We start from the raw sequence: 15,450 nt of genomic DNA, 5'->3' as shown, positions 1-15,450 counted from the left end.
TTCTCTTTTGATACATTTATTGACATTTTTCACACTTTCTTTTACAATATATTCGTGATTTACACTTTTAAAGAATAAAAGTAATCTGAAAGGACTCTGAAGTAATATGAAAACCATAGGTTTTATCGGCCTGGGACTCATTGGCGGTTCCGTTGCCAGAACCATCCGAAAATTTCATCCGGATTACCATCTGCTGGCTTTTGACACAGACAGAGAAGCTCTGGCAGAAGCAGTCAGCAGTAATATCATAGACGGTATATGTGATATTGAGGACGAACGTTTCCGCAGCTGCGATTACATTTTCCTCTGCGCACCAGTAGAATTCAATGTGGAATACATGGAGAAGATGAAAGACTCCCTTGGCGAGAACTGTATCCTCACAGATGTGGGAAGCGTCAAGAGTATCATCCACGAAAAGGTAACTGAGCTTGGATTAGATTCCAGATTTATCGGCGGACACCCGATGGCAGGATCCGAACGCAGCGGTTTTTCTAATTCCAGTGATCATCTTCTTGAGAATGCTTACTATATTATCACTCCAGGAGGCGAGGTTCCTCTGGATCGAATATCCGATTTTACAGAACTGATTTCTTCCCTTGGTGCTATCCCCCTTGTGATCACTGCGGAAGAACATGATTTCATCACAGCCGGCGTCAGCCATCTTCCTCATATCGTAGCTTCTGCTCTTGTCAACCTTGTTAAACTTCTGGACAATGATGCAGAATACATGAAGATGATCGCAGCAGGCGGCTTCCGCGATATCACACGTATCGCCTCCTCGTCTCCGATCATGTGGGAGCAGATCTGCCTGGAAAATCAGAAGAATATCTCCACAGTTCTGGATGAATTTATCCGTATGCTGATCCAGATCCGCTGTTCCATCGATAATAAAGAATCTGACAATATTTTTGATATGTTCGCAAGCTCCAAGGACTACCGCGATTCCATTGATATTCTGGACAACAGCCTGATTCCTCGCTCTTATGTCCTTTTTATTGATGTGGCTGATGAAGCCGGTGCTATCGCGACTATCGCAACCATACTTGCAACAGAGAAGGTCAACATCAAGAATATCGGCATTATCCATAACCGTGAATTTGAGGACGGCGTTCTGAAGATCGAGTTTTACACAGACCAGGCTTTAGAGCAGGCGAAAATTCTTCTTAATAAACGTAACTACAAAATCTGCGAACGCTGATGAATGTCAGACACCAAAACAGCTTTTTATAAATCATACACGATCCGTCCTGGTGTCTGAAACGAAAACTAACATTACAGGCAGGTATTCATTATGGAAATTAAAAAAGTAAACAAATTAAACGGCACACTTGCCATCCCAGGTGACAAATCCATCTCACACAGAGCTGTTATGTTCGGCTCCCTTGCAGAAGGAACCACCAGGATCACTAATTTTCTGGAAGGTGCAGACTGTCTCTCCACCATCTCCTGTTTCCGGAAAATGGGAATCAATATCGAAAACAACAATGGCGAGATTCTCGTCCGCGGTAAAGGTCTACATGGCCTTACAGCTCCAGACGATGTGCTGGATGTAGGAAACAGTGGAACTACCACCCGTCTTATCTCCGGTATCCTTGCAGGACAGGATTTTATTTCCGAGCTTACCGGTGACGCTTCTATCCGGAAACGTCCTATGAAAAGGATCATGACCCCACTCTCTCAGATGGGTGCAGATATTGTAAGTCTTAACGGAAATGGCTGTGCACCCCTCAAGATCTCCGGAAAAAAACTCCAGGCTATCCATTATGATTCACCGGTGGCCTCTGCACAGGTAAAATCCTGCGTACTTCTTGCAGGACTGTACGCTGATGGTATCACAAGCGTAACAGAACCTGTTCTTTCCAGAAACCACACTGAGATCATGCTGAACTATTTTGGGGCAGATGTAACTTCAGAAGGAACAACAGCTTCTGTTAAACCGGATCCTTCTCTGTACGGAAGGGAAATCCTGGTTCCTGGCGATATTTCTTCTGCCGCATACTTTATCGCAGCCGGACTTCTTGTTCCAAACAGTGAGATCCTTCTTAAAAATGTCGGAACCAATCCTACCCGTGACGGTATTCTTCGTGTGTGCAAAGCCATGGGGGCAGATATCACCCTGCTGAACGAAACAAAAGAAGGCGAGCCTACCGCAGATCTTCTGATCCGCTCTTCTTCTCTCCACGGGACCACAGTAGAGGGTGCTATCATTCCTACCCTGATCGACGAACTTCCGATGATCGCTGTAATGGCTGCTTTTGCAAAGGGAACCACTGTAATCCGTGATGCAGCGGAGCTTCGTGTAAAAGAATCCGACCGTATCCAGGTTATGACAGAAAACCTTCAGAAAATGGGAGCAGATATCCAGGCAACAGACGACGGCATGATCATCAACGGCGGCAAACCGCTTCATGGAGCTGAGATCGATTCTCACCTTGATCACCGTGTTGCCATGTCCTTTGCAGTGGCAGGCCTTCTCTGTGACGGACCTCTCATGATCAGAAACGGAGAATGTGTCAATATCTCCTATCCGGAGTTTTATTCCGATCTTTACAGCCTGGCTGAATAATATTTGATAAAGTTTATCCTTTTTTCTTCCAGTTTACCCCTTTTCAAATTGATAAAGCCATGATATTATTTTGTCCGAAAAAATATTATTCCAGAGAGGAGCAACTATTATGAGAATTTTGTTTTATGACACCAAGAGCTACGATAAGGAATTTTTTGAGAAGCTGCTTCCGTCCTATCCAGGCATTGAAATCAAATTTATTGAAGCCAACATCCATGAGGAAACAGCAGCTCTTGCCCACGGCTATGATGCCATCTGCGCATTTGTAAATGCTGACCTTGGCGCACCGGTAATTGAAGAACTGCACCGTCAGGGTGTAAAGCTGATCCTGATGCGCTGTGCCGGATACAACAATGTTGATCTGGAAACAACAGTTAAATGCGGAATCCAGGTTGTCCGTGTCCCTGGCTATTCCCCGGAAGCAGTTGCCGAGCACGCTATGGCTCTTGCCCTGACAGCCAACCGCCATACACATAAAGCCTATATCAAATGCCGTGAAAACAATTTTGCACTGAACGGCCTGATGGGTGTGAACTTTTATCAGAAAACAGCCGGTATTATCGGTACCGGAAAAATCGGTCAGGCTATGGCAAAGATCTGCCGCGGTTTTGGCATGCGTGTCATTGCCTATGATCTTTTCCCAAATAAAAGCCTGGATTTTCTGGAATATGTTTCACTGGACGAACTTCTTGCAACCAGTGATCTGATCAGCCTTCACTGTCCGATGACTCCGGAAACAGAGCATCTGATCAATTCTGAAACTATTGCAAAAATGAAAGACGGTGTGATCCTGGTCAACACTTCCAGAGGCGGATTGATCAAAACCGATGATCTTATTGCAGGAATCCGTGACCATAAATTCTTTGCTGTTGGTCTGGATGTTTATGAAGAAGAATCTGCTTATGTATACGAGGATATGTCCAGCAGCATTCTCCCGACTTCCACCATCCAGCGTCTGCTGTCCTTCCCAAATGTTACCATGACTTCCCATCAGGGATTCTTCACAGTAGAGGCACTGACCAATATCGCTGAGACAACACTGGAAAATGCACGTGCATTTATGAACGGCGAGGAACTGAAAAATCAGGTTCAGTGATGAGTCACTGATTTTTTTCAAATTATTGGATATTAAAAAACCCGGACACAGATTAATTAGTATCTGTATCCGGGTTTTTTATTCATAATTAAGCAAATATTTATTCCTTAATAAATCTCTTCAAACGATTCCCCATCATCCGAGATATAATACACACGCTTTCCATCCTGGGTAAAAATGATCTTCTGCTTTCCATCTGTATCCAGGCTGCACTGCTGGTAAGTAACACCATCCTCAACAGGAAACATATTATCTGCATTATCATAAGTTTCCGCTTTCAGATTTGATGGAACATGTCCATATTCATAAATATATTCAGCCACATCATCCTTATCAGTATAAGTGCCTTTCTCATCCAGCTTCTTCTGGCTCTCTGTACTGTCTGTGGAAGCATCCGAACTGCTCTCTTTATTTTTTGTCTCATCCGCTTCCAGATCTCCCTGGGCCATCTCATCTTCATCTGCCACTGTCATCTCATCATCGGTATTCTCATCCATGGATTCCAGCTCATCATCTGTCAATGGTTCCAGGTCATCCTGGAAAGCAGACTCGTCATATTTTGCTTTCTCCTTGCAGCCGCCCAGCATCAGCACAGCAGCTCCTGTTATTGCCAAAAGAAAAAATTTAAACTTTCTCATGAATCAAGCTCCTTTCACAGCATATCATTCTCTCAAAAGTGCAATTTCTCTTTTCCATCCCTCATCATCATTCGGTGTCTCCAGAATAAACGGAATTCCTTCTAATGCCGGATGACACACTACATTTACAAGCGCATCCAGTCCGATCTCTCCTTCACCGATCTTCGCGTGACGATCTTTGTGGCTGCCCAGACCGTTCATACTGTCATTAAGGTGAACCGCTTTCAGTCTGGAAAGTCCGATCACCTGGTCAAATTCATGAAGCACCCCATCCAGGTCATGGACAATATCATACCCTCCATCCCACACGTGACAGGTATCCAGACAGACACCCAGCTTATCCTTTTTCTCCACACGGTCAATAATCTCCCTCAGTTCCTGAAATGTTGCCCCCACCTCAGAACCCTTACCAGACATGGTTTCCAGAAGAACTGTCGTACTTTGCTCTTCTGTAAGCACTTCGTTAAGGATCTCAGCAATCTTGGTGATCCCCGCTTCTGTTCCCTGGCCTACATGACTTCCCGGATGAAAATTATAATAATTCCCCGGCGTATTTTCCATACGCTTCAGGTCATCTTCCATAACCTCCCTGGCAAAATCTCTCAGATTTTCTTTGGCCGCGCAGGCATTCATGGTATAAGGGGCGTGTGCCACCAGTTTCCCGAACTGATTCTCCCTGGCCAACTCCAGAAACTTCTCCACATCCTGCTGATCGATCTCTTTCGCCTTGCCGCCCCGTGGATTCCTGGTAAAAAACGCGAATGTATTCCCGCCGTTTTTCAGCATCTGACGGCCCATGGCAGCGTAGCCTTTGGACGAACTTGTATGATTTCCGATATATAGTACCATTTTTCTGTAATCTCCCTGTAATATTTATTTGCAGCATTATTATAACAAAAACGCCTTTTTCTGAAAAGACCGGGATTCTTCCTTTACATTGTTTCCAATTCTTTCTATAATAAATGTATCTTTACATATGAAGGAGAAAGAAAAAATATGCCAAACGATAATCGAAGACGACCGGTTCATGGCCATGATCCGGAACATGCCCGCCAGGAAGCTCTCCGTGCACGCGAAGCACGGCAGCAGCGTTCCGGCAAGGAAGGAGCCCGGCAACACAGAACTGCCTCTTCCGGCACTTCCCACCAGAACTCTTCTGCTGCAGACAGACATTCATCTTCACATAATTCTGCAGCATCCCTCAGAAAAGCGATTTCCCACAACTCCCGCTATCAGCAGGTTCGCCGCCAGAAAATGTTACTTGCAGGAGGTGGCATTCTTCTGGTACTGCTTCTGGTCATTATCTTTTCCGCACGCGCCTGCTCATCCAGAAAGGCAGCCGAGGCAGCAGCACTCCAGAAAGCCCAGGCAGAAGCCGAAGCAAAAAAAGCCCCGGCGGAAGCTGCCGCAGCTAAAGAACCTGTTTCTCTTACCATCAGCGTAGTCGGCGACTGTACACTTGGAACTGATGAAACTTTTGATTATGATACCGGTTTTACTGCTTATTATGATAATAACGGAAAAGATTATTTCTTCAAAAATGTAAAAAGCATCTTCGAAGCCGATGACCTGACCATTGCCAATTTCGAGGGAACACTTACAGATTCCGATACCCGCGAGGACAAAACATTCGCATTTAAAGCTCCTGCCGAATATGCCCAGATCCTTAACAGCGGTTCTGTAGAAGCGGTAAATACCGCCAATAACCACAGCCATGATTACGGCGACCAGAGCTATACCGATACCATGACAGCTCTTGATAACGCAGGAATTACACATTTTGGATATGATGATACAGCAGTCATGGATATAAAAGGCATCAAGGTCGGTCTTGTGGGAATCTATGAACTGAACGATCACCTTGGACGGGAACAGCAGCTGAAAGATAATATTGCCAAAGTCAAAAAGGATGGTGCAGAACTTGTTATTGTGATCTTCCACTGGGGAAATGAAACAGAAACTGTCCCGGATACCAACCAGATGACTCTTGGGCGTCTGGCTATTGATGAAGGTGCTGATCTGGTGTGCGGCCATCATCCACATGTACTTCAGGGAATTGAGACCTATAAAGGCAAAAATATCGTCTACAGCCTCGGAAACTTCTGCTTCGGAGGAAACAGCTCTCCAAGTGATATGGATACTATGATCTTCCAGCAGACGTTTACCATTACTTCTGAAGGTGTGCAGGAAGATAACGTAACCAATATCATCCCCTGCTCCATTTCCTCTGCTGATGGATATAACAACTATCAGCCAACTCCTGCTACCGGTGATGAGGCTACCCGTATCAAGGCGAAGATCCAGGAACGAAGCGCAGCAATTCCGGCAGCTGATTCTTCTGCTTCTTCCGGTACAACAGGAAGTACCGACAGTTCCGACAGCAATTCTACTGACAGCACAGATAGCGGCTCTTCCGGCAGTGCAGATGTTTCGGACGGAGCAGACTCTTCAGGCAATAACTCTGGTGACTCTGCAAGCAGCGATGATTCTGATTATGATACCAGTTCAGACGATACATCCGATGACCAAGATTATAGCTCAGATGATGATTCCAACTACGGCGATGATTCTGATTTCACCGACGACAGTGAAGAATAGCCCTGTAAAAATCTTATAAAGTTATAAAATAAAAAAGAAACCGGGAAAGCTCGTATTCAGAACTTTTCCGGTTTTTGTAATTTTACGATTTGTATATACTTTTTTATTCGATCATCATCGCATCGCCAAAACTGAAGAAACGATATCTCTCCTTCACAGCTTCCTCATAAGCTGCCATTATGTGCTCTTTTCCTGCTAAGGCAGAAACCAGCATCAGCAACGTTGATTCCGGTAAATGAAAGTTCGTGATCAGTCCGTCAATTGCCTTGAATTTATATCCCGGATAGATAAAAATCTCTGTCCAGCCGCTTCCGGCCTTTACAATCCCATCCTCACCAGCTGCAGACTCCAGCGTACGGCAGCTGGTAGTACCTACAGAAATTATTCTTCCGCCGTTTTTCTTTGTGTCATTGATCAGTTTCGCCTGATCTTCATCCACAATATAAAACTCAGAGTGCATATGATGCTTTTCAACATCATCTACTTTTACAGGACGGAAAGTTCCAAGACCTACATGTAAAGTTACATGGGCAATATTTACCCCCATCTCCTTCACTTTTTCAAGAAGCTCCGGTGTGAAATGCAGTCCTGCTGTAGGTGCAGCAGCAGAACCTTCATTTTTTGCATATACAGTCTGATAACGATTTTTATCCTTTAATTTATGAGTAATATACGGTGGCAGCGGCATCTCACCTAACTGATCCAGAATCTCCTCAAAAATTCCTTCATAATGGAACTGGATCAGACGATTTCCCTCATCCACGATATCAATGATCTCGCCTTTCAGGATTCCGTCACCAAATGTGATCTTTGCACCGGGACGAGCTTTTTTGCCCGGCTTAACAAGACACTCCCAGATATCATTCTCACGGCGTTTCAGAAGAAGGATCTCAATAAGAGCTCCTGTCTCCTCCTTATGGCCATAAAGACGCGCCGGGATAACCTTGGTATCATTGATCACAAGGCAGTCACCTTTATGCAGGTAATCCAGTATATCTGTAAAATGACGATGCTCAATGCTTCCGTCCTTCAGTGACAGATGCATCAATCTGGAGGAACTTCTGTCCTCCAGCGGATCCTGAGCGATCAGTTCCTGCGGCAGGTCATAATAAAAATCTGATGTTTTCATAATTATTTTTCCACTTCCTCTTTCCACTGTTTACGAAGTCTGCGGATCTCATTCCACTCTTTATTAGTCAGGTCAGCCTTGGGCAGCAGATCAGGCCTCCACCTGGCAGTACGGATGATGGACTGTTCTCTCCGCCACTTATCCACATTTCCATGATGTCCGGAAAGCAGCACCTCCGGAACTTTTTTTCCATGCCACTCTTCCGGGCGGCTGTACTGCGGATATTCCAGAAGATTTCCGGAAAAAGATTCCGTCTCACCGGATTCCTGATTATTCAGAACACCTGGTACCATTCTGGAAATCGAATCCATCATTACCATGGCAGGAAGCTCTCCGCCTGTAAGTACATAATCACCGATAGAAACATAATCTGTCACAATCTCTTCAAGAACGCGTTCATCAATCCCCTCATAATGGCCGCAGAGAAAAACCAGATCATCCTCCAGCGCAAATTCCTTTGCCATATTCTGGTTGAAAGTTTTTCCCTGTGGAGTAAGGAAGATCACACGCGGCCTTTTTCCGATCCGGTTGACAATGGACTCATAGGAAAGATATACAGGCTCTGCCTGCATCAGCATTCCTGCACCGCCGCCATATGGATAATCGTCTACTTTCTGATGCTTGTTAAAAGCAAAATCTCGGATATTGATAGCTTCCAGCGTCAGAAGCCCTTTGGCTATCGCACGGCCGGTGATACTTGTATTCATCCCATTCTCGATCATCTCCGGAAAAAGCGTAAGTACATGATAATTCATTTAAACAAGCCCTTTCATCAAATGTACAGTCATGGTATTTTCATCAACATTAACGTCAAGAATACATTCGTGGATAGCAGGAAGAAGGATCTCATCTCCATTTACCTGTTCCACCACATATACGTCATTGGCACCTGTCTCCATCACGTCACGAAGCACTCCGAATTTCTCCCCGTTCTCCAGAAGTACATCCATCCCAATCAGATCACCGACATAATACTCATCCTCACCAAGCTCCTGTGCCTCCTCCCGCGGAATCCACAGATCACGGCCTTTGTACATTTCAATATCATTGATATTATCAACGCCTTCAAACTTCAGGATTGCAAGATTCTTATAAAACTTCACGTTCTTAATATTCAGTCTGCGAAGTTCTTTTCCTGTGTCCAGAAGCACATATTCTATATCAAGAAAACGCTCAGCATCGTCTGTGGTTGGAAAAACCTTTACTTCACCACGAACACCGTGAGTCGTTGTAATAACTCCTACCTTTAATAAATCTTCCATTTTCGCTCCCTTTCAGAGTGAAAACAGGAGCCATGGAATCCACAGCTCCTGTCTCTCTTTTTCATTGCAGAATATCTACAATCACTTTTTTGCTGCTTTTTGAAGAAGCCGCCTTTACAACGGTACGGATTGCCTTGGCAATTCTTCCCTGTCTTCCGATGACCTTGCCCATATCGGCCGGTCCGACTTTCAGTTCAACAACGATGGCATCGTCTTTCTCAGTCTCAGTAACGACTACTTCATCCGGATTTTCTACAAGAGATTTTGCAATTACTTCTACAAGTTGTTTCATTACATACCTCCTTGCTCTGCCCTTACGGGTCCCGCAGATCTGATCTGCCAGGTATTATTTCTCGATTCCGGCAAGTTTAAGAAGCTTGGCAACTACTTCTGTAGGCTGAGCACCAGCTGCAAGCCATTTCTTAGCTGCCTCTTCGTCGATCTTGTATACACTTGGGTCGAGGTTCGGATCATATGTTCCGATCTCTGCGATACATCTTCCGTCACGTTTGCAGCGGGAATCTGCTACTACGATTCTATAGAAAGGTGCTTTCTTCTGTCCCATTCTTCTTAATCTGATCTTTACTGCCATTTTGTTTTCCTCCAATTATCTTTCTGAAAATTTATATTTGTTTATTTAAAAGGGAAGCTTAAAGCCGCCTCTTTTTCCCATGTTCATCTTGCCGCCTGTTAAGCCCGGCATCTGTTTCATCATCTTCTTGCTCTGCTCAAACTGCTTCACAAGTCGATTCACTTCTGTGATATCCACGCCCGCACCTCTGGCAATACGGTTTTTGCGGGATATATTCAAAATATTCGGATTACTTCTTTCCTGAGGTGTCATGGAAAGGATAATGGACTTGGTTCTGTCCATAGCCTTCTCATCGATCATGCCCTCGATATCCTTCATCTTGCCGCCCATTCCAGGAAGCATATTCAGGATACTGGAAATACCGCCCATCTTGTTCATCTGTTCCATGCTGGTAAGATAATCGTTGAAGTCGAAGTCCATTTTCTTCAGCTTCTTCTGCATCTCCTGTGCCTGCTCCTGATCAACAGATGCTTCCACCTTCTCGATCAGACTCATCACATCGCCCATGCCAAGGATTCTGGAAGCCATACGCTCCGGATAGAACTGCTCCAGATCAGAAAGCTTCTCTCCCATACCAACATAGAAGATCGGTTTACCTGTTACTGCCTTAATGGAAAGTGCAGCTCCACCTCGTGTATCACCATCCATCTTGGTAAGGATCACACCATCAATACCAACCTTGTCAGAAAAGTTCTGCGCTACATTCACCGCATCCTGTCCTGTCATGGCATCAACAACGAGCACAGTCGCATCCACATTTACATTCGCCTTGATATTCTCAAGCTCCTGCATCATATCCTCATCAATATGAAGACGACCTGCAGTATCGATCAGCACAACATTCTGCTGATTGGATTTCGCATGCTCGATAGCTGCTTTCGCAATATCCACGGGATTCTGCTTATCTCCCATGGAAAAGACCTCAACGCCCTGCTTCTCACCGTTTACCTGCAGCTGAGTGATCGCTGCCGGACGGTAAACATCACAGGCTACAAGCAGTGGTCTCTTTCCCTTGGATTTCAGTTTACCTGCCAGCTTGGCAACAGTAGTAGTCTTACCTGCACCCTGGAGACCGACCATCATGAGAACTGTAATATCCATACCCTGTTTGACCGGAAGCTCTGTTGTCTCACTTCCCATCAGGCTTACCAGCTCATCATTAACGATCTTGATAACCATCTGTCCCGGATTCAGGCCGTTCATAACATCCTGTCCGATTGCCTTTTCCTGAACGGATTTCGTGAACTGTTTCACAACCTTGAAGTTAACATCGGCCTCAAGAAGTGCCATCTTAACTTCCTTCAGTGCTGTCTTGACATCAGCCTCTGTAAGCCGGCCCTTGCCCTTCAGTTTCTTGAATACATTCTGCAGTTTATCTGTTAAACTCTCAAATGCCATTGATCATAACTCCTCTAATATCACTTTGGAAATCGCCGCAATATCTTCGGCGTGGTAGTTACCTGCCAGTTTATGGATTTCCATAACCTGACTGCGGATGTTCAGGAATTTCTCGACCAGATGGAGCTTCTCTTCGTATTCTTCCAACGTACGATTACACCGTCTGATCATATCATGCACGCCCTGTCTGCTGATACCGAGTTCCTCGGCAACCTCGCTTAAGGAATAATCCTCAAACACAACACTGGTGTACACCTGCCGCTGCCTCTCTGTCAGAAGCTCTCCATAAAAATCAAATAAAAAAGTCTGCTCTACAAATTTCTCCATCTGTAATCACCTTGGCTATCATACACGATTCCTGCATATCTGTCAAGCGTTTTTGCTTTACAAAAAATATTTTTTCAAAAAAAGCGCAAAAAGAGCCGGAAAAGTGATCCACTGGTGGAATTCTTCATACTTTTCCGGCTTCCTGCCTACGCATTTCTTCCTATTATATATATTATATATAACTGTTTATATATGCGGCTATACAGCTTCATCAGAAATATCCGCAGAATCCTGTTTAAAACAGTTCCTCTGTCATCTTATCAATCTCTTTATCTACAGCTTCATAAACACCCGGAATACAGGAGAAGTTCAGACCATGTGTGGTACATGGAATAAAATGAAGCTTACCGCAATCTCTGCAAAGCTGATCTGTAGCTTCCTGGATCATTTCCTGTGTCCAGTCAAAGCGGTCAACTTTGCCATTATCAATACCACCCATAAATGTGATGTCCTTGCCATATTCTTTGATTAGTTTCGGAAGATCATTTACAGACATACATCCCTGCCATACATCTATCCCCATCTCGATCATAGTTGGAACCAGGGTTGCACTGTAGCTGTCATTGTGATGAATAATCAGTTCCACGCCATGGTCATGGTAGTAACCATAGATACGCTTGTAAGCATCAAGGAAAAACTCACGGAACATATCCACACTGATAAATGTGGAGTTCTGTGTACCCCAGTCATCATGATGGAAAATAACATCCGGTTTCATATAAGTACAGATCTGCTCAGCCCATTTCAGTTCCCACTCTGTAATGTACTCGATCAGCTCATGCATAGCCTCCGGCTCTTCATAGAAATTCATCATGGTATTCTGGATTTCACAGAGATAATGGCACATCTCAAAAACCCCCGGTGCGATCAGCGTAGCCACCATTGTCTCATTGCGGTCAATTCCTGCAACCGTCTCCTGACATGCTTTCCAGTCCTCTTCTGTATAATTGATATCCGGTGCCTTTACATATTTCTTCCATTCTGCCACATCAGGGCATACCAGATGTTCCGGATCATGAAGCGGGAATGCTCCAGGTGTTCCGGCTGGCCAGGAATTATAGTAACCCCAGCCGCATTTTACTGTTGGTGCTCCAGGTGCTTCCGGCATCATCGGATATTCTACCTGATAAGGAGTATTCAGTACAAATGTCAGTCCTTCATACTGTTTTACAAAACGATCCGGATTCCCCCCACGGATTACTTCCATCATATTCTGTCTTTTTGTCAACATAAAAAGCACCTCCGCTACGTTATTATGCAGGAAAAGACTTTTTCTACATATTCATCACGCTACGCCCCATGAAAAAGCTTTATTTCTGCACTTGTTTTTTCTTTATGATTCTATTATACTGAATTTTATAAGAATCACAATTCCTCATAATAGGGTTATTATTTAAATATTTTCCTATAAAGTATAGGAAGGAGGTTTTTCATTGAAACTCAGTTCCAAACTGATCTGCTATCATCTGCAGAAATCATTTCCAATACATACATCCAGGCTGGATACAGAACCGGTTCTCTCCTGTCCCGCCTGTTTCGAAAAGGCCACCCCTCTTCAGGATGGCCGCATCTATCTTGTTTCAGAACCGGATTTTCGGCTGACATTCCGACATCCTAAGAATATCCTTTTTCTCATTGTCGGAGCATCATATCATGATTACGAACTGTCCCAGCCGAATCTGTGTGTGATTCCTCAGGACATTCCTGTTAATATGATTCTCAATAAACTGCAGGAAATCTTTCTTATTTATGACCAGTGGAACCAGTCCCTTATCGATTCCCGTCTAAGAAATGCTTCCATAATGGAACTTATGGAACTGACAGACTGTATCATCCCCAATCCCATGATGCTGATCGGCATGGATTTCACGATCATTGCCTCCAAAAAATGGGAGCTTGGAGATCTCTCCAATTCCGTTCTGGGCTCCAGCGAAAATTCCTGGGCTCTGGTTGACAGCCTGAAACAGGATCTCAACTACGAAGAAGCTTTTTACAAAACAGGATATTTCTATTATCCAGGGAATGATCTCACTGTTCCAGCTCTCTGTGTGAACATCTCCAATAATGATAAAGCTGTATACAGGCTGATGTTCTCTGAAGGGGAAGCTCCTCTGGATGATACTTTTGGCTTCATTCTGGAATATCTGGCCCAGATGGTATCTCACGCACTTTCCACAGGTATCATGCATAACCGGGATAAATCTTTTCCACTGCACCAGATCTTCATTTCCATTATGACAGATCCAGGTGCTGATTATGTAAAAATCAGCCAGCAGCTAAGTAATGTAGGGTGGCTTTCTTCCCATATGTATCAGTGTATTCTGATCCAGACCGGTCTCATTGATCAGAAGAACCTGACACTTAACGCCATCTGCAATTATCTGGAAAATACCATCCCTGCCAGCTGCGCTACCGAATATAAGGGAAATGCAGTGCTTTTTATCAATCTGGATCTCTGCACCATGACTGTCCGTGAGATTTCAGACAAGATTGAAGGTTTCATCAAGAGCAGTATGTTAAATGCCGGATACAGCAGAAAAATGCTCGGACATTTCAATTTTCACCGCCAGTACACCCAGGCTTCTGTTGCACTGCAGGTTGGCAAGCGCAAGAACCCTGCCGAGAGTATCCACCATTTTAATTCTATTGCACTGCCCTATATTCTGGAACAGGCTACCAGAAAACTTCCTGCTTACATGATCTGCCATGAAAAGCTTCTCTCCCTGAAATATAAAGATGAGGCCGGACAGTCTCATCTTTATGATACGCTGCGGTGTTTTCTGGAACATAACCAGAATATTGCCCATACAGCCAACGCTCTGTTCATCCACAGAACAACACTTCTTTACCGTCTGGATAAGATCAGGGCATTTCTGGATTCTGATCTTACAGACAGAGATGAAATCCTGTATCTGCTGCTTTCATTCCATCTGATGGATATGGAATCGGAAAATCAGGCAGAAAAATAAGAGTTTACGCCTGTTCTTCTTTTCCTGTGGATCAAAAATCCGGATTTCCGAGCTGCCAGAAAGCAACTGCACTGGCAGCTGCAACATTCAGTGAATCAACCCCATGAGCCATGGGAATACACACCGTATAATCGCAGTCCGCAATGGTCTCAAATGCAAGACCATCTCCTTCTGTACCAAGGACAACTGCCAGTTTTTCTTCAGCAAGCAGTTTCTGGTCATCAATATCAACAGAATCTTCTCTCAAGGCCATAGCCGCCGTCTTAAATCCCATTTCCTGAAGTTTCCGGATTCCCTCTGTTTTCCAGTCTGTCTTTTCATCAAAAAATGCCCAGGGGATCTGAAATACAGTTCCCATGCTTACACGGATCGCACGGCGATATAACGGATTGCTGCATCCCGGTGTCAGAAGTACCGCATCCATTCCAAGGGCAGCTGCAGAACGGAAGATCGCACCTATATTTGTAGGATTTACCACATTTTCCAGGACTGCGATCCTACGTGCATTTCCACATACTTCTTCAATTTCCGAAAGTGCAGGTCTGTGCATGGCACAGAGCATTCCCCTGGTAAGCTTAAATCCTGTTAATTGTGTCAGCACATCGAACGCAGCAGTATAAACGGGGATATCCCCACACCGCCAGATCAGCTCCTTCGCCTCACCTTCAATATGCTTATGCTCCACAAGAAACGAAATCGGCTTACATCCGGCATCCAATGCGCGTTCGATCACCTTCGGACTCTCTGCAATAAAAATTCCCTTCTCAGGCTCTGCCCGGTTCAAAAGCTGTACTTCAGAGATTCTGGCATAAACATCCAGCTCCGGGGCATTAAAATCTGTGATTTCTATAATATTTGACATTTTTGTTATCTCC

At 44.5% G+C, this 15,450-nt stretch carries 15 protein-coding genes and 1 pseudogene; 5 read left to right on the top strand and 11 right to left on the bottom strand.

Annotated features, from left to right (window positions below):
• Positions 1-106 precede the first annotated feature (106 nt).
• From AC04Q4_RS02490 to AC04Q4_RS02480, 3 genes are all read left to right on the top strand, one after another.
• Positions 107-1,198 (top strand): prephenate dehydrogenase/arogenate dehydrogenase family protein, encoded by a 1,092-nt coding sequence (locus tag AC04Q4_RS02490; protein ID WP_476388425.1) that lies wholly within the window; start codon positions 107-109, stop codon positions 1,196-1,198.
• Positions 1,199-1,291: 93 nt separating this feature from the next.
• On the top strand, positions 1,292-2,566 hold the full coding sequence (gene aroA, locus AC04Q4_RS02485) for a 3-phosphoshikimate 1-carboxyvinyltransferase (protein WP_476388424.1): 1,275 nt from the start codon (positions 1,292-1,294) through the stop codon (positions 2,564-2,566).
• 109 nt (positions 2,567-2,675) lie between these two features.
• Positions 2,676-3,662 carry an NAD(P)-dependent oxidoreductase gene (locus AC04Q4_RS02480; protein WP_476388423.1) on the top strand — a complete coding sequence of 329 codons (987 nt, stop codon included), beginning with the start codon at positions 2,676-2,678 and terminating at the stop codon, positions 3,660-3,662.
• A 107-nt stretch (positions 3,663-3,769) separates the two neighbouring features.
• Here AC04Q4_RS02480 and AC04Q4_RS02475 read toward each other — a convergent pair whose 3' ends face one another.
• Both AC04Q4_RS02475 and AC04Q4_RS02470 read right to left on the bottom strand, forming a co-directional pair.
• Positions 3,770-4,300: a hypothetical protein gene (locus tag AC04Q4_RS02475; RefSeq protein WP_476388422.1), complete on the bottom strand. Its 531-nt coding sequence runs from the start codon at positions 4,298-4,300 to the stop codon at positions 3,770-3,772.
• Positions 4,301-4,324: 24 nt separating this feature from the next.
• The gene (locus AC04Q4_RS02470) at positions 4,325-5,149 is read right to left on the bottom strand and encodes a deoxyribonuclease IV (RefSeq protein ID WP_476388421.1); all 825 of its coding nucleotides are present in this window, start codon (positions 5,147-5,149) and stop codon (positions 4,325-4,327) included.
• Positions 5,150-5,554: 405 nt separating this feature from the next.
• Here AC04Q4_RS02470 and AC04Q4_RS02465 point away from each other — a divergent pair.
• Positions 5,555-6,623 (top strand): annotated as a pseudogene (locus AC04Q4_RS02465) (CapA family protein); the annotation flags it as partial.
• Positions 6,624-7,001: 378 nt separating this feature from the next.
• On the opposite strand, the gene queA reads toward AC04Q4_RS02465, so the two are convergent.
• The 8 genes from queA to AC04Q4_RS02425 form a co-directional block, all read right to left on the bottom strand.
• Complete coding sequence (gene queA, locus AC04Q4_RS02460) at positions 7,002-8,027, bottom strand: tRNA preQ1(34) S-adenosylmethionine ribosyltransferase-isomerase QueA (RefSeq protein WP_173737039.1); 1,026 nt, start codon at positions 8,025-8,027, stop codon at positions 7,002-7,004.
• 2 nt (positions 8,028-8,029) lie between these two features.
• Positions 8,030-8,782 (bottom strand): tRNA (guanosine(37)-N1)-methyltransferase TrmD, encoded by a 753-nt coding sequence (trmD, locus tag AC04Q4_RS02455; protein ID WP_476388420.1) that lies wholly within the window; start codon positions 8,780-8,782, stop codon positions 8,030-8,032.
• Positions 8,783-9,289 (bottom strand): ribosome maturation factor RimM, encoded by a 507-nt coding sequence (gene rimM / locus AC04Q4_RS02450; protein ID WP_173737041.1) that lies wholly within the window; start codon positions 9,287-9,289, stop codon positions 8,783-8,785.
• Positions 9,290-9,350: 61 nt separating this feature from the next.
• Positions 9,351-9,581, bottom strand: coding sequence for a KH domain-containing protein (locus AC04Q4_RS02445; protein WP_015525219.1), 231 nt, complete (start codon positions 9,579-9,581; stop codon positions 9,351-9,353).
• A gap of 54 nt (positions 9,582-9,635) precedes the next feature.
• Positions 9,636-9,881, bottom strand: coding sequence for a 30S ribosomal protein S16 (gene rpsP / locus AC04Q4_RS02440; protein WP_015525220.1), 246 nt, complete (start codon positions 9,879-9,881; stop codon positions 9,636-9,638).
• Between the two features lie 45 nt (positions 9,882-9,926).
• Positions 9,927-11,279: a signal recognition particle protein gene (gene ffh, locus AC04Q4_RS02435; protein ID WP_476388419.1), complete on the bottom strand. Its 1,353-nt coding sequence runs from the start codon at positions 11,277-11,279 to the stop codon at positions 9,927-9,929.
• A gap of 3 nt (positions 11,280-11,282) precedes the next feature.
• On the bottom strand, positions 11,283-11,606 hold the full coding sequence (ylxM, locus tag AC04Q4_RS02430; RefSeq protein ID WP_173737043.1) for a YlxM family DNA-binding protein: 324 nt from the start codon (positions 11,604-11,606) through the stop codon (positions 11,283-11,285).
• Positions 11,607-11,841: 235 nt separating this feature from the next.
• Complete coding sequence (locus tag AC04Q4_RS02425) at positions 11,842-12,837, bottom strand: uroporphyrinogen decarboxylase family protein (protein ID WP_173737044.1); 996 nt, start codon at positions 12,835-12,837, stop codon at positions 11,842-11,844.
• A gap of 202 nt (positions 12,838-13,039) precedes the next feature.
• Here AC04Q4_RS02425 and AC04Q4_RS02420 point away from each other — a divergent pair, with 202 nt between their 5' ends.
• Positions 13,040-14,575 (top strand): PucR family transcriptional regulator, encoded by a 1,536-nt coding sequence (locus AC04Q4_RS02420; RefSeq protein WP_195455191.1) that lies wholly within the window; start codon positions 13,040-13,042, stop codon positions 14,573-14,575.
• Between the two features lie 31 nt (positions 14,576-14,606).
• On the opposite strand, the gene AC04Q4_RS02415 is transcribed toward AC04Q4_RS02420, so the two are convergent.
• Complete coding sequence (locus AC04Q4_RS02415; RefSeq protein ID WP_476388418.1) at positions 14,607-15,437, bottom strand: TrmH family RNA methyltransferase; 831 nt, start codon at positions 15,435-15,437, stop codon at positions 14,607-14,609.
• Positions 15,438-15,450: the final 13 nt, after the last annotated feature.

It is taken from the genome of Blautia sp. HA8986 (assembly GCF_056504635.1).
The sequence above is the reverse complement of the archived record's forward strand: the minus strand, read 5'-3'. Positions and strand labels throughout refer to the sequence as shown.